Source organism: Streptomyces sp. NPDC002104 (assembly GCF_053593795.1).
This window is the reverse complement of the sequence record NZ_JBSFDF010000008.1, coordinates 199,589-216,905: the sequence shown is the minus strand read 5'-3', so window position 1 is coordinate 216,905 and position 17,317 is coordinate 199,589. Positions and strand designations below refer to the sequence as shown.

Genomic DNA, 17,317 nt, shown 5'->3' with positions numbered 1-17,317 from the left:
CCCTTGAGGTCGTCGAGGGTTTTGATCTTCGCCGGGTTCACGACGAGCTTGACGCCGCCGGAGGCTGAGCCGGAGATGATGCGCAGGTTGGAGCCCTTGGACTTGACGTAGGCGTTGATCGAGGGGGAGGGGCCGATGAAGCCGATGTCGAGAGAGCCGCCGTTGAGGGCTTCGATCTCGGAGGGTCCGGCGTTGAAGGACTGCGGCTTGATGGCGGTGGCGCCGAGTTCCTTGGCGATGAGGCCTTCCTGGAGACCGACCAGCGCGGTGGCGTGGGTCAGGTTCGGGAAGTAGCCGATGCGGACCTCGGAAGCCGACAGCTTCTTGGCGGAGGTGTCCGCGACGTTCGCCTTCGGGGCGTCGTCCTTCTTCGCCTCGGAACCGTAGCCGCAGGCGGTGAGCAGCAGGGGGAGCGCAGCGGTCAGGGCGATGGCGCGCAGGGCGTTCAGCGGTCTAGCGGCAGACACGGAGGTGTCCTTTCACGGGTGGTGGTCGGGGAGGTGCGCAGAGGAGCGGAGACGAGAACCGCGGGACGAGAAGTGCGGGACGAGAAGTGCGGCGACGGAAGGACCGGGACGGCGGTGCGGGACCGTCGGCGCGCACGGCAGCCGTTCCCGGCCGGGTGGGGCGGGAGCGTTGGGCATGCGGGCGGTGATGCGGGCCGGGCGAGCCGGGGGCCGGGCCGGCCGACGGCGAGGGGATGATCAGTGCCCCTCGGCCGACCTGCGCGGGGTGCCGCGCCCTGTGACCGGTGTCAGGAAGGCTGACAGATGGCGCTGGACGTACGCACCAAGTCGATGTGCCGGCGGGAGGTCAGGGGCAGGATCCGGCCGGCGCTCTGCAGTGTCTGCACGGCCACCTCACCCCCTGATTCCTGTGATTCCTACTTTTCCCACCTGGTTGGTAGGCATATTGGCAGACAGGAAGGCTCGCCCCAAGAGATTGACCGCATGTTGGACGGTCGGATCTCGGGATGTGAGAAACCGCAGGTGGGGCGATGGTTACGGATTGGTCCAGGCGTCGGGGGTGCTGGACAGCGCGGAGACGCTGGGGGGCAGATCGGACGACGCGACATCCGCGAGCGTCACTCCGTCGAGGATCTCGCGCACGTTGGCGCGCAGGGCGATCCACAGGGGGAGGAGTGACTGGGCGGGGCCGGTGTACGTCAGGTCCGGGGGGCGGACCCCGCGCACCGAGACGAGCGGTCCGTCCACGACGCGGATGACGTCCGCGATGCTGATGGACTGAGCGGGCTTGGCCAGCCGGTAGCCGCCGTTGCCGCCGCGCTGGCTCAGGACGAGACCACCCCGGCGCATGTCGTTCAGGATGCCCTCGAGGAACTTGTGCGGGATGTCCTGCGCGTCGGCGATGGCCTCGGCCTTCAGGGGCCCGTCATCCTGTGACGCGGCAAGCTGCAGTGCGGCACGTACCGCGTAGTCCGCCCTGGCTGAAATCCGCATGTGGTCATTATCCCGTACGCCCGCGCCCGGCGGCCGCCACGGGTGCGGGCGCCGGCCGCGGGGCGGGCGAGGGGCGGGCAGGGGGCGGGCAGGGGTCGGGTGCGGGCGCCCGCCCCGCGGCCGGGAACGGCACCCGGCACCCGGCTCGGTGCCCCGTGTCAGTGGAAGGCCGCCGCCACCGCGCGGTGGGAGCCGTTGAGGTAGTGCTCGCCGATGGAGCGCAGCCGGTGCGCGGCGGGGTGGTGGGCCGTCAGGACGCGGGCGTTGCGCCAGAAGCGGTCCAGGCCGGGAGCGTCGGCGAGTTCCAGCACCCGCGCCGTGACGTGCAGGGCGGCCTTCGACGTCACCGTCTCGGCCGTGGCGACCAGGGCGGCGATGCCCGCGGGTTCCTCGGCATCGAGCTGGGCACCGGGGTCGAGGGCCCGCGTCATCACCTCGGTCGCCCGCTCGACCACGGCGGTGGCCGTCTGGGCGGCGGAGGCCAGTTCCCCGTAGGTGAGGAAGAGGTCCGGGTCCGTACCGGGCAGCCGGTACGCGTGCCCGCCCCTGCTGAGGTCGCGTGCCTCGGAGAGGGCGCCCTCGACGATGCCGAGGCCGACGTGGCACAGGGCGAGCCGGAGCGCCGGATCGGCGAGGCCCGTGTAGGGGGCCGCCGGTTCCTCGTCGTACGGGCGGCGGCCCAGTACCTGTCCGGGCGTGATGGTGACCCGGTCGAAGACGGCCTCGCCCGCGCCGGCCACGCGCTGCCCGAAGCGGTCGTGGGCGGGTTCGATGGTCATGCGGGGCGTGCCGGGTGGGATCCGTACGACCAGGGCGTCACCGGTGACCGTGCAGACGGCGTCGACCACGATCTGGTCGGCGATGGCCGCCACCGTGTCCAGGAAGCGGCGCCCGCTCAGCACGTAGCCGGTGGTGCGGGGTTGCAGCGCGAGGTCCGGCCCGCCGGTTTCGTCCTCGTCGGACGCCGGAGGGTGGATGGCGCCGCTCCACAGCCATTGCTCGCGCACCGACTCCTCCTCGAGGGCGGTCGCGGCGCCGTGACCCGCGTAGAAGCGCCCGCTCCAGGCGTACGTGTAGTGGCGGGCGAGTACGTCACCGACGGAACTGTCCGCGGTGGAGAGCTTGCGGACGACGGTGCACCCGGTGCGCCAGTCCGCTCCCCGGCCCGGCCCGGGCGGGGTGAGGCCGCCGAGCAGGCCGGCCTCGCGCAGCCGGGCCACCTCGTCGGTCGGCGGCCTGCCCGCCCGGTCACGGGAGATGACGTCCGCGGCGAGATCGTCCGCCACGTCGTGGGCGGTGCGCAGGAGCGCCGCCCGGCGCTGCTCGTCGGTGGGCAGGAGGCCGGCGGTGCTCGGTGGCGTCGGCATGGGACTCACTGACACTCCGCCCGGGCGTCGCCGCGTGGCGCTGGGGCTGGGCGGACAGCGGGGCCCTGGGGGGTGGCGGTGGTCATGTCGGCTACTCCGGAACGTCGTTGGGGTGTCGGCCGGTTGTTCGCTGGGTGGCGCGGGAGGCGCTCGGGCCGGCGCCTCGCCGAATCCCACCTTTCCCATCGGATTGATAGGGATACTTGCCCCATCCGGCGCCGCCTGCAAGTACGCGACCGAATGGCGGACAGTCCGGTCTTGAGATGCGAGATGACGCAGGCTCAAGAGCCTTTTGTGTCACCTTGTCCCGCCTCCCCTGCCACCTCCGGGTCAGCTCGGGCCGCGCCCGGCGGCGGGCCGGGACCGGGCGCTGCTGTGGCCGGACGGACGGCACGCTTCCCTATGGATTCAGTAGGAAAGTATTGACGCGGGCCCGTCCGGCACACCACGATGTGCCCATGTCCCCGTCGCAGCCGTTGCTCGTACGCCGCAGGCACGTTGACTTCCGTCGCGTCGCCAGCGCCGTCTGCCGACCCGTCTAGGCATTCTCCGACAGGGCATTTCCACGTCGCGCGCAGGCATGTCCGGCCGCCGCTTCTTCCCTCTCCGCACGCCTTCCGCTCCTCCTGGCAGCGGTTCTGCGGCACGGGCCCCTCCCAGCCTTCCCTCTGAGCCTCCCCTCCGAGTGGCCGGGGTCCGCCGCGTGTGCGGCGGCGTGCCCGCTCCTGCGGCCGAAGCCGGATCCGTCACGGATCCGTGACGGATCCGCCGCGCCCTGTCGTGGCCGGACACCCGGCATCCGTAGTCCACTCCGCGCAGCCGAAGGGGCCCACCGTGACCACCGCACTTCCCGCACCCGCCGTCCACCGTTCCCCGGCCCCCCGACTCCAGTTGGTCGGTGACCACCCGTCCGTGGTCCCCGCGCACGGCGCTGACGGCGGCCGCATCGGGTACCTCGTGTTCCTGCCCGCGAACGTCGACCCCGTGGCGCTGATGAACGCGCACGGTGTCCGCCCGGAGGTGCACCCCATCGAACCGGGATCCCTGAAGACCCTCACTCCGGAGCGGGCCCCGCGCCCCGCAGGAGTCCACTCCGACGATGCCATCCGGATCGATCACGACCGCCGGCTGGTGGAGGTCGACGGGGCCGAACTCGATCTCACCTACCTGGAGTTCGACCTCCTGTCACACTTCGTCGCCCACCCGTACACGGCGCACACCCGGGACGCGCTCATCTCGGACATCTGGGGGTACGGCCACATCGGCGACGGCCGCACCGTGGACGTCCATGTGGCCCGCCTGCGCCGCAAGCTCGGCCCCGCCCACCGGGGCCGCATCTCCACGGTGCGCCGCGTGGGCTACAAGTACGTGCCCGACCACCAGTAGACGCCACCACAACTCCACTCCACGGATGGCGTGTTCGTTGCCGCCGAGCCCGGCGCCCGGCCCGGCGTCCGGCCCGGTGTCCGGCCCGGCACCCGCGCCCCGATCCGAGCGGTGCTCGTACGGAGCGACCGTCCCCGCGCGGACGGCTGGTGCGACTGCCATGTTGCCGCCATGCTGCGGCAACAACCGGAGGCGAGAATCGGCCGGGGGCCGGGGGCCCGCACCCCCCTCACCCCGCCCCTTCCACCCTGGAGCATTCCGTGACGCTGCTGACGACCTGGCCGGAGAGCGGCCCCGAGACCGTCGTACGCCGTACCTCCGACCCCGCGGAGATCGCCGCCGCCCTGGCGCCGCTCGGGGTCCGCTACGAACAGTGGCCGGTACGCGAGGACATCCCGGCGGACGCCGGCAGTGACGCCGTCTTCGCGGCCTACCGGGCCGAGATCGACAGGCTGACCGTGGAGGAGGGATTCGCCACCGTCGACGTGGTCGCCCTGCACCCCGATGACGAGGACCCCGGTTTCGCGGAGAAGGCGAAGGCCGCGCGCGGGAAGTTCCTGGAGGAACACACCCACGACGACGACGACGAGGTGCGCTTCTTCGTCGCGGGTTCCGGCATCTTCTACCTGCATCTCGCGGGCGAGGTCCACGCGGTGCTGTGCGAGCGCGGTGACCTCCTCGGCGTGCCGAAGGGAACCACGCACTGGTTCGACATGGGCACCCGGCCCGCCTTCACCGCGATCCGCTTCTTCCACGAGGAGGACGGCTGGATCGGCACCTTCACCGGCAGCGGGATCGCCGGCCGCTTCCCCGACTTCGACACGATCACGGCGGGGGCCGCGGCGTGAGTCGGGGCGTGAGCCACGGCGTTCACGGTGTGGACGGTGGTGACAGTGTGCACGGTGTCGTGCTCGACATCGAAGGGACGACCAGCGCCGCCGACCACGTCGTCGACGTGCTCTACCCGTACGCCCGCGAGCGGTTCGCGGCCCTGATCGCCGAGCGGTCCGGGGACCCGGAGGTGGCCCGCGCGCTCGACCGGATACGGGCCGAGCTCGGCGAGCCGGAAGCGGACCCGGCACGGATCGTGCGGGCGCTGAACGCGTGGCTGGACGAGGACCGGAAGGTGACCCCGCTGAAGACCCTTCAGGGCCTGCTGTGGGCCGAGGGGTTCGCGCGCGGTGAGCTCGTCTCGCACTTCTACGCCGACGTGGTGCCCGCGCTGCGGCGCTGGCACGCGGAGGGTACGGCGCTGTACGTGTACTCCTCCGGCTCGGTCACCGCGCAGCGGGCGTGGTTCGGGCACAGCGCGGAGGGGGATCTGCGCGGCCTCGTCAGCGGCTGGTACGACACGGAGAACGCGGGCCCCAAGCAGGAGGCCGCGTCCTTCCGGACGATCGCCGCGGACGCCGGTATCTCCCCGGACCGGCTGCTCTTCCTCTCCGACCACGCGGGCGAACTGGACGCGGCCCGGCAGGCGGGCTGGCGCGTGGTCGGCGTACGGCGGCCCGGGGAGCCGTACTACGAACAGGGCCTGAACGGCCATACGGAGGCAAGGACCTTCGAGGACATCGGTGCAGTGGGGAGCGGAACATGACGACGGCGACGGACCTGGAGCAGGCGGGGGCGGTACTGGCGGCGGAGGCGGCCCGCTTCGCCTCCTTCGGCTGGATGCGCGGCACCTCCGGCAACCTCTCGGCGCTGCTCTCCCGCGACCCGTTCCGGCTGGCCGTCACGGCGAGCGGCCACGACAAGGGTGAACTTGCCTCCGCGGATGTGGTGTTGGTCGACGAACACGGTGCGGCCCTGAGCGGGGGCAGGCCGTCCGCGGAAGCGGAGCTGCATGCCCGCGTGGCCCGCCTGACGGGCGCGAACGCCGTCGTGCACGTGCACACGGTCGCTTCCGTGCTCATGGGGCGCAGGCAGCCGGGCGGCATCGTCCTGAAGGACCTGGAGATGCTGAAGGGTCTCGGCCATCCAGCGGAAGGGGAGGAGGTCACCCTCCCCGTGATCGCCAACAGCCAGGACATGCGGGTGCTCGGAGACCGTCTGGAGGCCGCCCGCGACCCGCGGATGCCCGCGGTGGTCGTGGCCGGGCACGGGCTGTACGCGTGGGGCGACTCGCCCCGCCAGGCGCGCCACCACACCGAGATCGTCGAATGGCTCCTGGAACTGGAGCTCGCCACGCGCTGATACGCGGCGTCGTCCGCCAAGCGCCACAGGGCGCTCCCCGCACGGGGAGCGCCCTATACGTCGTGCCGCGTCAGGCCAGGTGATCGGAGGGGTGCTCGCCCGCCGACACCTCCAGTACGCCGCGTTCGGTGACCAGCGCCGTCACCAGGCTGCCCGGGGTCACGTCGAAGGCCGGGTTGTGGCCGCGGGATCCGGCCGGTGCGGTGCGGACGCCCGCCCACTCCAACACCTCCTCCTCGCCGCGCAGTTCGATGGTGATGTCCGCGCCGCTCGCGGTCGCCAGGTCCACCGTCGTAGTGGGCGCGGCCACGATGAACGGGATCCCCGCGTGCGCGCACGCCAGGGCGATGCCGACCGTGCCCACCTTGTTCGCGGTGTCGCCGTTCGCGGCGATCCGGTCGGCGCCCACCACCGCGGCGTCCACCTCTCCCCGCAGGATGGTCCCGGCTGCCGCACCGTCGGCCTGGACGTAGTGCGCGATGCCCTCCTCGGCCAGCTCCCAGGCGGTCAGCCGGGATCCCTGCAGGAGCGGCCGCGTCTCGTCGGCGTACACCGTCTCCAGGCTTCCCCGGGCGTGCAGTTCGCGGATCACACCGAGCGCCGTGCCCCAGCCCGCCGTGGCGAGCGCGCCGGTGTTGCAGTGCGTCAGGATGCGCAGCGGGCGGTCCACGTCCAGCCGCTTCAGCAGCCAGTCCGCGCCGTGTGCGCCCAGCGCGTGATTGGCCTCCACGTCCTCGCGCTGCACGGCGGCGGCCTCGGCCAGGACCGCCGTCACGCCCTCGTCCAGTCTCACCAGCACCCGGTCCACGGACACGGCCAGGTTGACGGCGGTGGGCCGGGCCGCCCGGATCCGGGCGACCTCGGCGCGTACCCGCGTACGGTCCCAGCCCTCGCGCTCGCCCTGCAGCAGCGCTAGGGCCACGCCGTAGGCTCCGGCCGCGCCGATCGCCGGGGCCCCGCGCACGACGAGCCGTCGTATCGCGTCCACCAGGCCCTCCACGTCGTGGACGCGCAGCACCTCCTTGCGGTGCGGCAGGGCCGTCTGGTCGATCAGCGCGAGGGCGTCTCCGGCCCACTCGACGGCACGCAGTTCCCTGGTCATGGCAGTGCACTCCAAAGGCTTGGGGGAGGAAGGGGGGAGGGGTGCGGGTCACCGTACAGGAGCCGTGGGAACCAGAGTTCGAGACGCCGGACCGGTCCCGCGGGAAGCGGTGTTAGTCTCCTGGCTTCAACGACCTGTTGCACGGTGGTAGTCCGAGAGGGGAGCGCACATGCTGTTGACGCTGCGCCGCTACCTCGACTACGGCCGCTGCGCCAGCGACGCCTGTCGCGGCTGAGCGCTCCTCTCCGCCCGGCGTCCCGCGCCTGCCGAGCCGTTTTCCGACCCGGCTGAATTCACATCGATTTCATCGATGTCGCGCGCCGTTCACACCTGAGCGGCCGCGGCCCGTCTCACATCCCTCGTGCCGGCGCGCGCGGATCCCCGTACCCGGCCGTATCCCGCCGTACCTCCGTATCCCGCCGTACCTCCGTATCCCTGAACCCCCGTACCCCCGTACTCCTGTACCGCCGTACCCCGTACGTCCGTACGCCCGTACCGTCCTGGAAGGTCACCTCCATGTCCCGGAGATCCCGTACCCGCGCCCTTCGACTCGCCGCCACCGTGGCGGGAGGGGCCTTGCTCGCCACCGGCTGCAACGCCGCCGCGGCGAAGAAGGAGGAGGCCGGCACGAGTGCCGGCGGACCGGCGTTCACGCTCGTCACCCCGGACGCGGTGGGCCAGAACGAGTTCCTCAAGCTCTCCGTGGACGGCCTGAAGGCCGCGGCCAAGGCGAACGCGGGCAGCTCCAAGGTCTACGAGTCCACCGACGTGGCCTCCCGGCAGCAGAACGTCCAGGCCGCGGTGGACGCCGAGCCGAAGGTCATCGTGCTGGTCGGCTTCGAGTTCGCCGACCTCGTCGCGCAGCAGGCCGAAGCGCATCCGCAGCAGCGGTTCCTGGTGGTCGACGCCTGCACCCAGAAGACGTATCCGAACGTCGACTGCGCCGTCTTCAGGGAACACGAGGGCGTCTACCTCGCCGGAGCCGAAGCCGGACTGCTCAGCAAGAGCGGCAAGGTCGGAGCGGTGGACGTGCTCGACACGCCCCAGTTCCGGCGCTACAGCGACCCCTTCGCCGCCGGGGCGAAGAAGACCGCCCCCGCCGCCCTGGCCACCACCCGCTTCGTCGGCGGCCAGTCCCCCTTCAACGACTCGGCCCGCGCGAAGGAACAGGCGAGTTCACTGATCGCGGCCGGGACCGACCAGCTGATGGCGGCCGCCGCCGCGGGGAACTACGGCGTCTTCGAGGCGGCCAAGGCCAAGGGCGCCCTCGCGTACGGAGTGGACGTCAACCAGTGCGTCACGGCGCCCGGCACCGTCGTCGACAACGTGATCAAGAAGACCGACGTCGCCGTGCGGAAGGGCATCGAGCAGGTGCTGGCCGGCAAGGACGGCCGGATCGTCTCGTACGGACTGAAGGAGGGCGGCATCAGCCTGACCGGCCTGGAGCCGGGCGTCGACCGCTCCCAGTGCGTCATAGCCGAGCACGCCCCGGTCCTGGACCAGGTGAAGCGACTGCGCGACCAGATCGTCTCCGGGGAGCTGAAGGTCGATGACCCCGCTGCCAAGTAGCCCTGCCGATACGGTCGTCGAACTCACCGGAATCACCAAGCGGTTCCCCGGCACGCTCGCGAACGACGCGGTCGACCTCCGGGTGCGGCGCGGCGAGATCCACGCCCTGATGGGGGAGAACGGCGCCGGGAAGTCCACCCTGATGTCGGTCCTCTACGGGATGCAGCGACCGGACGCGGGCACGATCCGCATCCACGGGCGCGAGATGGACTTCTCGGACCCGGCCGACGCCATCGCCGCCGGACTGGGCATGGTCCACCAGAGCTTCCGGCTCTTCGACTCCCTGACCGTCGCCGAGAACGTCGTCTTCCGGGCCGAGCCCCGCCGGTTCGGCCTCCTCGACCGTGCGGCGGCCCGCCGGCGGGTCCGCGAACTCGCCGAGGAACACGGGCTGCCGGTCGACCCGGACGCCCGGGTCGCCACGCTGCCCGTGGGAGTGCGCCAGCGGGTGGAGATCCTCAAACTGCTGCACCGCGGGGCCCGCGTACTGATCCTCGACGAGCCCACGGCCGTCCTCACGCCCGACGAGGCGGACCGGCTCTTCGTCGTCCTCAAGTCCCTTGCGGAGCAAGGGCATTCGGTGATCATCGTCACGCACAAGCTGCACGAGGTCCTGGAGGGCAGCGACAACGTCACCGTGCTGCGCGACGGACGCGTCACCGCCCGGCTGCGTACCGCCGACACCACCGCGGCCGAGATCGCCGAGGCGATGACCGGCCGCCGGGTGGAGCTGGACCGCGTCCGTCCGGCAGGCACTCCCGGCGAGGTCGTGCTGTCGGTCTCGGGGGTGCGCGGAGTGGATCTGACCGTACGGGCCGGCGAGATCGTCGGCATCGCCGGCGTCGCGGGCAACGGACAGAGCGAGCTGATCGAGTCGCTCGCCGGGCTGCGCCCCGTCGGCGCCGGCCGCGTCGAGCTCGCCGGTCACGACATCACGCACGCCTCCCCGGCCGCACGCCGTGCGGCGGGCCTCGCCTACGTACCGGAGGACCGCGCGGCGGTGGGCACGGCGCCGGCCGCGTCCATCGCGGAGAACCTGGCGATGGGTCACCACCGGCGCTCGCTCGCCACCCGGTGGGGCCTGCTGCATCCCGAGGCCCTGCGCACGCATGCCCGCACGCTCATCGAACGCTACGGAATCAAGGCCCCCTCGCCGGCGACGCCGGCGGGCGCACTGTCCGGCGGCAACCTCCAGAAGCTGCTGGTGGGCAGGGAACTCGCGCACGACGCCCCCGTGCTGCTCGTCGAACAGCCCACGCGCGGCGTGGACATCGGCGCGATCCAGCAGATCCACGACCAGCTCATCGCCTACCGGGACGCGGGTCACGCGGTGCTCCTGGTCTCCGCGGAACTCAGCGAGGTCCGCGGCCTGTCGGACCGGATCCTGGTGATGTACGAGGGCCGCATCGCGGCCTCCTACGCCCGGGACGAGGCCGACGAACGCACCCTGGGCCTGGCCCTGGCCGGAGCGGTGGCCTGACATGAGCACCTTGCGCTCCACCCTCACCTCCGCACTGCGCTCACCCGTCTTGATCTCCGTGGCCGTCACGCTCCTCACCGGGGTGCTGCTCCTGGCGGCCACCGGAGCGGATCCGTTCACCGCGTACGGGGCCGTCCTGAGCGGCTCCCTCGGACCCGACGGGATCGGCTCCACGCTGACCACCGCCACCAGCGTCCTGGGCATGGCCCTCGCCCTGTCCGTGCCGCTGCGCGCCGGACTGATCAACCTGGGCGGCGACGGACAACTGGTGCTCGGCGGCCTGGCCGCCGCGGTCACCGGCCTCTACGCACCACTGCCCGCCGGCCTCACCGTCGTCGCCGCCCTGCTCGCCGGGATGGCGGCCGGAGCCGCGTACGCCGTGCTCGCCGCCGTGTGCGAGACCAGGCTCGGGGTACCGCTGCTGGTGAGCAGCCTGCTGCTGGCCTACCCCGCGGTCTCCTTCGCCTCCTACCTCGCGCGGTATCCGCTGAAGGAACCCGGCTCCAGCCTGCCGCAGACGCGGAGGCTGCCCGAGGGGGTCGCGCTGCCCGCGCTCGGATCGACCACGGTGACCGCCGGCCTCCTCCTCGTGGTCGCCGCGGCCGCCGTCCACTTCTTCGCCGATACGCGCACCAGCGCCGGGTACGAGGTCCGGATGACCGGGCTGGGTCCGCGCTTCGCGGCCTACGCGGGCGTGGACCGGGCCCGGCTGACACTGCGTCTGATGGCCACGTCCGGGGCCGTTGCGGGCCTGGTGGGAGCGATCGGGGTGCTGAGCTTCCCGTACCGCTTCCTCGACGGTGCGCTCACCGCCCCCGGCTACACGTGGACCGGGCTCACGGCGGCGCTGCTCGCCAACGCCGCCCCGCTCGGCACCGTCCTCGCGGCGCTGTTCTTCACGGTCCTGCAGGTCGGCGGCCTGAACATGGAGCGGGTCACCGAGGTACCGCGCGAGCTGACCCAGGTGCTGCAGGCCCTGGTCATCGTCCTGCTCGCCGCCCGGCCACGGATGCTCCGGCGGACCGCCCGGCACGCGGAATCCGCAGAAGAAGCGGAGACAGCGGAAGAAGGGGACGGCAAGCCCGAGGACGGCAAGTCCGAGGACAACCAGCCCGAGGACAACCAGCCCGAGGACAACAAGAACGTGAAGGTCGCCTGATGTCCCTGGAAACCGACCTCCTCCTCTCGATCCTGCGCGCGCTCACCCCGATCCTGCTCGCCGCCCTCGGCGGGGCGATCTGCGAGCGGGCCGGTGTCTTCAACATCGGCCTCGAAGGCATGATGCTGATCGGCTGCTTCAGCGCGGTCACCACGAGCTGGTTCACCGGCAGCCCGTGGCTCGGCGTGCTCGTGGCAGCGCTCGCCGGAGCCGCGTACTCCCTGATCCTGGCCGTGGGCGCGGTGACGCTGCGCGGCGACGCGGTGGTGCTGGGCGTGGCCATGAACCTGCTCGCCCTCGGACTCACCGGCTTCCTGCTGCGTACGGTCTTCGGGGTGCGGGGCACCTTCGACGACCCCGCGCTGACGGGACTCCCCCTGATCGGCGGGCAGTCACCGCTCGCCTACCTCTCCTGGGCCGCCGTCGCGCTCACCGCCTTCACGCTCTCCCGCCACGTACTGGGCCTGCGCCTGCGCGGCGTCGGCGAAGCGCCCGAAGCGGCGGCGGCGCTGGGAGTGAATCCCGCGAAGTACCGCTACGCCGCGGTCCTGGCCGCCGGCACGCTCTGCGGTCTGGCCGGGGCGCAGCTCGCGCTCGGCAACGTCACCCTGTTCTCCGAGAACATGACGGCCGGGCGCGGCTGGATCGCCGTGGTCGCTGTCATGCTCGGCCGTGGCGCCCCCCTCGGCGTCCTGCTCGCGGCCCTGCTGTTCGCCGTCGCCGAAGCGGTCGGCTTCCGCCTGCAAGGCCTCGGCCTTCCGCAGCAGGCCACGGACGCGGCGCCGTACGCCGTCACCCTCGCCGCCCTCTTCCTGACCACGGCGGGACGCCGCCGCCGTGCCGCCCGTACCCCTGGAGTTGTCGTATGACGCAGGACCTGCTGCCCCTCACCCGCATCCCGCGCACCGGCCTGCCGGCGTCCGCGCTCGTCGTCGGCGACCCGGCGCGAGCCGAGGCCGTCGCGGGGCTGCTCGAAGACGCCGCCGAGGTGTCGCACCACCGCGAGTACCGCGCCTTCACCGGGCTGTGGCGCGGACTGCCGGTGACGGTCGCCTCGCACGGGGTCGGCGCTCCCGGGGCCGTCCTGCTCTTCCAGGAGCTGGCCGACGCGGGGGTGCGCACCCTCATCCGGTTCGGTACGGCCGGGGCGATCCGGCCCGGAATCGCCGACGGCGACCTGGTGATCGCCGAGGCCGCGGTGCGCGACGACGGGGTGACCCGGCAGCTGCTGCCGCCGGAGTACCCCGCGGTGTCCGCACCCGAGGCGGTACTGGCCCTGGAGCGGGCGGCCCGGGAAGCGGGCGTGCCCCATCACCGGGGCATCGTCTGGACGCGCGCCGCCTTCCAGCCGGGCCTCGTCCCCTTCCCGGCGTACGAGAAGGCCGGTGTCGCCGCGATCGAGATGGAGCTCTCCGCGCTGCTGGTCACGGCCTCGCTGCGCGGGCTGACCGCGGGCGGCGTGCTGGTGGTGGACGGGGCGAACGCCGACGACCTCGTGGACGCGGAGGCCACCGGCGGTTACGACCCGCACCGGCAGGTGGTCGCGGACGGAGTCGCCAGGGGCAGCGCCGTGGCGCTGGAGGCGCTGCGCCTGCTGGCCGCGGCCGAGCACTGAGTCCGCACGATCGGGTTCTCGCCGCCCAGCCCCCCGCGGCCCGTGGATCAGCGCAGGCCGGCGAAGAGGTCGTCCTCGCGCGCGCCGTTGCCGGTGGAGTCCTTGACGCGTACGAAGGTCTCCATGCCCATCAGCTCGCCGAACCTCTCCTTGCCCATCTTGAGGAAGAAGATGTTCTCGCCCTGGCTGGCGTGCGCGGCCAGGGCGTCGTACTTCTGGCCGCTGAAGGCGAGGGTGTCCACCCAGGTGCTGATCTCCTCGTCGGGGAGGCCGATCTCGGCCAGCGCGGCGGCCTCGGCGGGGTCCGGCTCCGGCATGTCCTCCTGGAACTCGCGCATGGTCTCCCCGAAGCGCTTCATCGCCGAGTGCGGCATCGTCGTCCAGTAGACCTTCGGCGTCAGCTCGACCGTCTCCAGCGCCGCCATCGTGATGCGGTGGGCCTGGATGTGGTCGGGGTGGCCGTAGAAGCCGTTCTCGTCGTAGGTGACGACGACGTCGGGCCGGTAGTGCCGCATGAGCTCCGCGAGCCGGGCGGCGCCCTCCTCCACGGGGGTCTGCCAGAAGGACCCGGGGGCGTCGTTGCTGGGCCAGCCCATCATCCCGGAGTCGGCGTAGTCCAGTACCTCCAGATCGCTGACCTTCAGCACGTCGCAGCTCGCCCGGAGCTCCTCCAGGCGCATCGTGGCCACGGCCGCCGGGTCGTGCCCGGGGGTGCCCGGCTTGGCACCCCCGGGTCCGTCACCGCAGCGGCCGTCGGTACACGTCACCAGAACCGTGCGGATGCCCTCCGCCGCGTACCGCGCGAGGACCCCTCCGGTGCCGGTGGCCTCGTCGTCGGGGTGGGCGTGTACTGCCATGAGCGTCAAGGGCCGGTCAGTCATGAAAAGCAGTCCTCCTGCAGAACGCACATCCAGGTCGGCGTGCGCGGTGTGATCGGTGGGGCGGATCGGTCCCCCGTTCGTCTCAACCGTGTCGGCCGGACCCGTTGTTCCCGGCAGGGCCTGTTGTTCGCGGCCGTACCTGCTGTTTCCCGGCGGTACCTGCTGTTCCCGGGCGGTACCTGCTGTTCCCGGCAGGGCCGCCGGGCTTGCCCGTGAGGACCGCGGACCGGCACTCCGTCCGCGGCTAACTGGCCTTCAGGGTGCCGCCGTCGATGACGTAGTCGGCGCCGTGGATGTTGGCGGCCCGTTCGGACAGCAGGAAGGCGACCAGGTCGGCCACCTCCTCGGGCCGGGTGATGCGGCCCGATGCGACGCCGAACTGCCCGGGGATGTTCGCGAGCAGGTCGTCGTGGCTGACGCCGTAGGCCTCGGCCACCTTGCCGCCGTAGCCGTTCGGGTCGGTCCACAGCGGGCTCGCGACGAAACCGGGGGAGACCGTGTTGACGCGCACGCCGCGCGGTGCCAGTTCCTCGCTGAGCCGCTTGCTCAGCTGGTTCAGCGCCGCCTTGGCCTCGGCGTACCCCACCGGGGAACCCGAGGGGACACGGGCGTTGATCGACGAGATGTTGACGATCGCCCCCCGGCGCTCCAGGATGCCCGGCAGCGCCGCCCGGGTCGTCCGGACCGCGCTGAACAGATTGAGGTCGAAGAGGGCCTGCCACTGCTCGTCGTCCACGTCGAGGAAGCTGCCCAGGGACAGGCCGTCCGGATCGCCCGCGCCGACGTTGTTGACGAGGAAGTCGATCCCGCCGACCGCGGCGACCGCCTCCTCGACCACCCTCGTCGCCCCGTCGCGGGTGCTCAGGTCGATCGACACGGTGGCGGCGGCGGCCTTCTCCAGCTCGGGCGTGATGGTGCGCGCCGCACCCACGACCCGGACGCCTTCCGCTGCCAGCGCCTGGGTGATGGCGAGGCCGATGCCGCGGCCGGCGCCGGTGACGAGGGCGGTCTTTCCGTTGATTCCGAGGTCCATGACGTCGCTTTCTCTTGGTGTGAGGGCAGATTTCTTGACCTGTGGGTCAAAAATTAGGGCATAAAAAATGGCCCCGGCAGGGCGTTGCAGGTCAGAGGCCTGCCACGGCGGTGTCGATGACCCGGTGCAGGGTCGGCCCGTCGAAGGTCTTGGCCATGACGCGCAGCCCCACGATGGTGTTGAAGAGGAAGTGGGCCTGGGTCTGGGCGTCTACCTCCGGGGCGACGTCGCCGTCGCGGCGGCCCTGCTCGATGCGGTCGGCGAGGAGCTGGATGGTGCGCTGCCCCATGCGGTGGACGGCTTGGGTCGCCTCCTCGTCGCGTCCGCCGAGTTCCAGTGCGGTGTTGGCGGCCAGGCAGCCGCGCCTGACCGGTCCGGTGACCGGCCCGGTGACCGGCCCGGTGACCGGCCCGGTGACCGGTCCGGTGGTCGGTCCGGTGGTCGGTCCGTTGGCCGGCCCGGTGGTCGGCCTGGAGGCACGTCCGGCGGCCGGTCCGTTGAGCGAGCCGTTCAGGTCCGTGTCCACGAGGAAGGTCAGGTAGTCGCGGATGCACTCCCGGGTCGTACTCGGCCGGGCGAGCAGCGCCTCGGTCATCTCCGAGCCGGCGCGGGCGTAGAGCTCCAGGGCCTTGCCGAACAGCTCGCGCTTGGATCCGAAGGCGTGGTAGAGACTGCCCTTGGCCACCCCGGTGGCCTCCACGAGATCGGCGGGGGAGGTGCCGGCGTAGCCGTTGGTCCAGAACGCCTCCATCGCCTGTGCGATGACCGCGTCCGGTTCGAAGTTCTTCGGCCTGCCCATGACGCCACGCTATCGATTCTTGACCCTCAGGTCAAGAACATGCGCCGGCAGCGGCTTCATCGCCGCCTTCGTGCCGCGGGCATAGAATGCCGGGCCAGCCGCCGGACCGAAGGAGCCGCCGCCCGTGATCGTGATAGCCCACCTCAGCGACGTCCACCTCGACGGAGGGGACCGGGCCGCCGAGCGGACCCGCGCCGTCATGGAGTACCTGGAGGGGCTTCCGTACGAGCTCGACGCGGTGCTGGTGAGCGGCGACATCGCCGATCACGCGCGCCCGGAGGAGTACGAGGAGGCGCGCAAGGCCCTCGGCTCGCGCCATCCGCTGCTCGTCTGCCCCGGCAACCACGACGACCGCGCGGCCTTCCGGCGCGGCCTGCTGGGGGAGGAACGCCCGACCTCGGCCCCGGTCGACCAGGTGCTGCGCGGCAAGGGGTTCGTCCTCGCGGTGTGCGATTCGTCCGTCCCCGGTGAACACCGGGGACGCCTGGAGGACTCCACGATCGACTGGCTGGACGGGGTGCTCGCCGGCACGTCGCGCGAGGTGCCCGTCCTGGTCGCCTTCCATCACCCGCCCGTCCCGCTGCACATCCCCTACGTGGACGGCATCCGGCAGTTCGGTGAGGAACGGCTGGCGGAGCTGGCCGGGCGGCACCCGCATCTGACGGCGTTCCTGTGCGGGCACGCCCACACGGGCGCGGCGACCACCTTCGCCGGGCGGCCGCTGCTCGTGGCTCCGGGCGTGGTGTCCACGACGAGGCTCCCGTGGGAGGCGGCGTCCGGGGAGAACGAGTACATCCACGCGGACGAGCCGCCGGCCGTGGCCTTCCATGTCATCAGTGAGGACGGCCGGCTGACGACCCACTACAGGGTGGTCGTCGCCCGCCGGTAGCCGGAGCCGTCGCGGGTGCGGGTGAGGTGCCCGGCGATGACCAGGTAGCGCCGCAGCGCCGCGCAGTCCTCGTGGACGGTGAGCAGCAGCCCGTTCACCTCGGACTCCGTGTACGTGCGGTCCGCCGCGAAGAGGGTCTCGGTGAGGTGTACGAGCAACTGCTCGCGGCGGGCCGCCTTGCGCGGGATGGCCGCGAGGCGGCCGCCGGCGGTGAACAGGTCGGTGACGCCGCGCCGGGTGCGCGGGGCGGTCCCCGCCTCTGCGGTACCGGACTCTTTGGTGCTGAACTCTGCGGTACTGGACTCTGCGGTGCTGGATTCTGCGGTGCTTTGGGACATGTCACGGAGCTTCACCCGGCCGGAGGCCCCGGGGCAACCGGGTTTT

At 72.1% G+C, this 17,317-nt stretch carries 20 protein-coding genes; 11 read left to right on the top strand and 9 right to left on the bottom strand.

Going from position 1 to position 17,317, the window contains the following annotated elements:
- The 4 genes from ACWCP2_RS10500 to ACWCP2_RS10485 form a co-directional block, all read right to left on the bottom strand.
- On the bottom strand, positions 1 to 467 hold a 467-nt coding region (locus ACWCP2_RS10500), incomplete at its 3' end, for an ABC transporter substrate-binding protein (protein ID WP_450908183.1).
- 287 nt (positions 468 to 754) lie between these two features.
- Entirely contained in the window at positions 755 to 853 is a 99-nt protein-coding gene (locus ACWCP2_RS10495) for a putative leader peptide (RefSeq protein WP_450908182.1), read from the bottom strand.
- Between the two features lie 148 nt (positions 854 to 1,001).
- The gene (locus ACWCP2_RS10490) at positions 1,002 to 1,460 is read right to left on the bottom strand and encodes an RrF2 family transcriptional regulator (protein WP_450908181.1); all 459 of its coding nucleotides are present in this window, start codon (positions 1,458 to 1,460) and stop codon (positions 1,002 to 1,004) included.
- 158 nt (positions 1,461 to 1,618) lie between these two features.
- Entirely contained in the window at positions 1,619 to 2,827 is a 1,209-nt protein-coding gene (locus ACWCP2_RS10485) for an acyl-CoA dehydrogenase (RefSeq protein WP_450908180.1), read from the bottom strand.
- A 263-nt stretch (positions 2,828 to 3,090) separates the two neighbouring features.
- Between ACWCP2_RS10485 and ACWCP2_RS10480 the strand changes: the two genes are divergently transcribed.
- The 5 genes from ACWCP2_RS10480 (at position 3,091) to mtnB (ending at position 6,406) form a co-directional block, all read left to right on the top strand.
- A complete protein-coding gene (locus ACWCP2_RS10480) occupies positions 3,091 to 3,369 on the top strand; it encodes a putative leader peptide (protein ID WP_450908179.1) in 279 nt (92 codons plus the stop codon).
- A gap of 292 nt (positions 3,370 to 3,661) precedes the next feature.
- Positions 3,662 to 4,213 carry a winged helix-turn-helix domain-containing protein gene (locus ACWCP2_RS10475; RefSeq protein WP_450908178.1) on the top strand — a complete coding sequence of 184 codons (552 nt, stop codon included), beginning with the start codon at positions 3,662 to 3,664 and terminating at the stop codon, positions 4,211 to 4,213.
- Between the two features lie 260 nt (positions 4,214 to 4,473).
- The gene (locus ACWCP2_RS10470; protein WP_450908177.1) at positions 4,474 to 5,061 is read left to right on the top strand and encodes a 1,2-dihydroxy-3-keto-5-methylthiopentene dioxygenase; all 588 of its coding nucleotides are present in this window, start codon (positions 4,474 to 4,476) and stop codon (positions 5,059 to 5,061) included.
- Positions 5,062 to 5,120: 59 nt separating this feature from the next.
- The gene (gene mtnC / locus ACWCP2_RS10465; RefSeq protein WP_450908176.1) at positions 5,121 to 5,810 is read left to right on the top strand and encodes an acireductone synthase; all 690 of its coding nucleotides are present in this window, start codon (positions 5,121 to 5,123) and stop codon (positions 5,808 to 5,810) included.
- Entirely contained in the window at positions 5,807 to 6,406 is a 600-nt protein-coding gene (mtnB, locus tag ACWCP2_RS10460; protein WP_450908175.1) for a methylthioribulose 1-phosphate dehydratase, read from the top strand. The genes mtnC and mtnB overlap by 4 nt, the downstream gene beginning before the upstream one ends.
- Before the next feature lie 70 nt (positions 6,407 to 6,476).
- On the opposite strand, the gene mtnA is transcribed toward mtnB, so the two are convergent.
- The gene (mtnA, locus tag ACWCP2_RS10455; protein WP_450908174.1) at positions 6,477 to 7,508 is read right to left on the bottom strand and encodes an S-methyl-5-thioribose-1-phosphate isomerase; all 1,032 of its coding nucleotides are present in this window, start codon (positions 7,506 to 7,508) and stop codon (positions 6,477 to 6,479) included.
- Between the two features lie 516 nt (positions 7,509 to 8,024).
- Between mtnA and ACWCP2_RS10450 the strand changes: the two genes are divergently transcribed.
- Genes ACWCP2_RS10450 through ACWCP2_RS10430 form a run of 5 tightly spaced genes read left to right on the top strand, consistent with a single transcriptional unit; the run spans position 8,025 to position 13,331 of the window.
- The gene (locus ACWCP2_RS10450) at positions 8,025 to 9,077 is read left to right on the top strand and encodes a BMP family ABC transporter substrate-binding protein (RefSeq protein WP_450908173.1); all 1,053 of its coding nucleotides are present in this window, start codon (positions 8,025 to 8,027) and stop codon (positions 9,075 to 9,077) included.
- Complete coding sequence (locus ACWCP2_RS10445; protein WP_450908172.1) at positions 9,058 to 10,557, top strand: ABC transporter ATP-binding protein; 1,500 nt, start codon at positions 9,058 to 9,060, stop codon at positions 10,555 to 10,557. Before ACWCP2_RS10450 ends, ACWCP2_RS10445 begins: the two co-directional genes overlap by 20 nt.
- A 1-nt stretch (position 10,558) precedes the next feature.
- Positions 10,559 to 11,716, top strand: coding sequence for an ABC transporter permease (locus ACWCP2_RS10440; RefSeq protein WP_450908171.1), 1,158 nt, complete (start codon positions 10,559 to 10,561; stop codon positions 11,714 to 11,716).
- Positions 11,716 to 12,585, top strand: coding sequence for an ABC transporter permease (locus ACWCP2_RS10435; protein ID WP_450908170.1), 870 nt, complete (start codon positions 11,716 to 11,718; stop codon positions 12,583 to 12,585). Before ACWCP2_RS10440 ends, ACWCP2_RS10435 begins: the two co-directional genes overlap by 1 nt.
- On the top strand, positions 12,582 to 13,331 hold the full coding sequence (locus tag ACWCP2_RS10430) for a nucleoside phosphorylase (RefSeq protein ID WP_450908169.1): 750 nt from the start codon (positions 12,582 to 12,584) through the stop codon (positions 13,329 to 13,331). The genes ACWCP2_RS10435 and ACWCP2_RS10430 overlap by 4 nt, the downstream gene beginning before the upstream one ends.
- Before the next feature lie 47 nt (positions 13,332 to 13,378).
- On the opposite strand, the gene ACWCP2_RS10425 is transcribed toward ACWCP2_RS10430, so the two are convergent.
- The 3 genes from ACWCP2_RS10425 to ACWCP2_RS10415 form a co-directional block, all read right to left on the bottom strand.
- Positions 13,379 to 14,212, bottom strand: coding sequence for a PIG-L family deacetylase (locus ACWCP2_RS10425; RefSeq protein WP_450908168.1), 834 nt, complete (start codon positions 14,210 to 14,212; stop codon positions 13,379 to 13,381).
- A 244-nt stretch (positions 14,213 to 14,456) separates the two neighbouring features.
- Positions 14,457 to 15,245 carry an oxidoreductase gene (locus tag ACWCP2_RS10420; RefSeq protein WP_450908167.1) on the bottom strand — a complete coding sequence of 263 codons (789 nt, stop codon included), beginning with the start codon at positions 15,243 to 15,245 and terminating at the stop codon, positions 14,457 to 14,459.
- Positions 15,246 to 15,336: 91 nt separating this feature from the next.
- Positions 15,337 to 16,044 carry a TetR family transcriptional regulator gene (locus tag ACWCP2_RS10415; protein WP_450908166.1) on the bottom strand — a complete coding sequence of 236 codons (708 nt, stop codon included), beginning with the start codon at positions 16,042 to 16,044 and terminating at the stop codon, positions 15,337 to 15,339.
- 124 nt (positions 16,045 to 16,168) lie between these two features.
- On the opposite strand from ACWCP2_RS10415, the gene ACWCP2_RS10410 reads away from it, so the two are divergent.
- A complete protein-coding gene (locus tag ACWCP2_RS10410; protein ID WP_450908165.1) occupies positions 16,169 to 16,933 on the top strand; it encodes a phosphodiesterase in 765 nt (254 codons plus the stop codon).
- Here ACWCP2_RS10410 and ACWCP2_RS10405 read toward each other — a convergent pair.
- Positions 16,906 to 17,271, bottom strand: a complete 366-nt coding sequence (locus ACWCP2_RS10405; RefSeq protein WP_450908164.1) for a DUF2087 domain-containing protein — start codon at positions 17,269 to 17,271, stop codon at positions 16,906 to 16,908. The genes ACWCP2_RS10410 and ACWCP2_RS10405 overlap by 28 nt on opposite strands.
- Between the last annotated feature and the right edge of the window lie 46 nt (positions 17,272 to 17,317).

Bases quoted from the DNA above. Each gene is read 5' to 3' on its own strand.
- ACWCP2_RS10490 (WP_450908181.1), bottom strand. From the start codon at position 1,460: ATGCGGATTTCAGCCAGGGCGGACTACGCGGTACGTGCCGCACTGCAG.
- ACWCP2_RS10485 (WP_450908180.1), bottom strand. From the start codon at position 2,827: ATGCCGACGCCACCGAGCACCGCCGGCCTCCTGCCCACCGACGAGCAG.
- ACWCP2_RS10480 (WP_450908179.1), top strand. From the start codon at position 3,091: ATGCGAGATGACGCAGGCTCAAGAGCCTTTTGTGTCACCTTGTCCCGC.
- mtnB (WP_450908175.1), top strand. From the start codon at position 5,807: ATGACGACGGCGACGGACCTGGAGCAGGCGGGGGCGGTACTGGCGGCG.
- mtnA (WP_450908174.1), bottom strand. From the start codon at position 7,508: ATGACCAGGGAACTGCGTGCCGTCGAGTGGGCCGGAGACGCCCTCGCG.
- ACWCP2_RS10450 (WP_450908173.1), top strand. From the start codon at position 8,025: ATGTCCCGGAGATCCCGTACCCGCGCCCTTCGACTCGCCGCCACCGTG.
- ACWCP2_RS10445 (WP_450908172.1), top strand. From the start codon at position 9,058: ATGACCCCGCTGCCAAGTAGCCCTGCCGATACGGTCGTCGAACTCACC.
- ACWCP2_RS10440 (WP_450908171.1), top strand. From the start codon at position 10,559: ATGAGCACCTTGCGCTCCACCCTCACCTCCGCACTGCGCTCACCCGTC.
- ACWCP2_RS10435 (WP_450908170.1), top strand. From the start codon at position 11,716: ATGTCCCTGGAAACCGACCTCCTCCTCTCGATCCTGCGCGCGCTCACC.
- ACWCP2_RS10430 (WP_450908169.1), top strand. From the start codon at position 12,582: ATGACGCAGGACCTGCTGCCCCTCACCCGCATCCCGCGCACCGGCCTG.
- ACWCP2_RS10425 (WP_450908168.1), bottom strand. From the start codon at position 14,212: ATGACTGACCGGCCCTTGACGCTCATGGCAGTACACGCCCACCCCGAC.
- ACWCP2_RS10420 (WP_450908167.1), bottom strand. From the start codon at position 15,245: ATGGACCTCGGAATCAACGGAAAGACCGCCCTCGTCACCGGCGCCGGC.
- ACWCP2_RS10415 (WP_450908166.1), bottom strand. From the start codon at position 16,044: ATGGGCAGGCCGAAGAACTTCGAACCGGACGCGGTCATCGCACAGGCG.
- ACWCP2_RS10405 (WP_450908164.1), bottom strand. From the start codon at position 17,271: ATGTCCCAAAGCACCGCAGAATCCAGCACCGCAGAGTCCAGTACCGCA.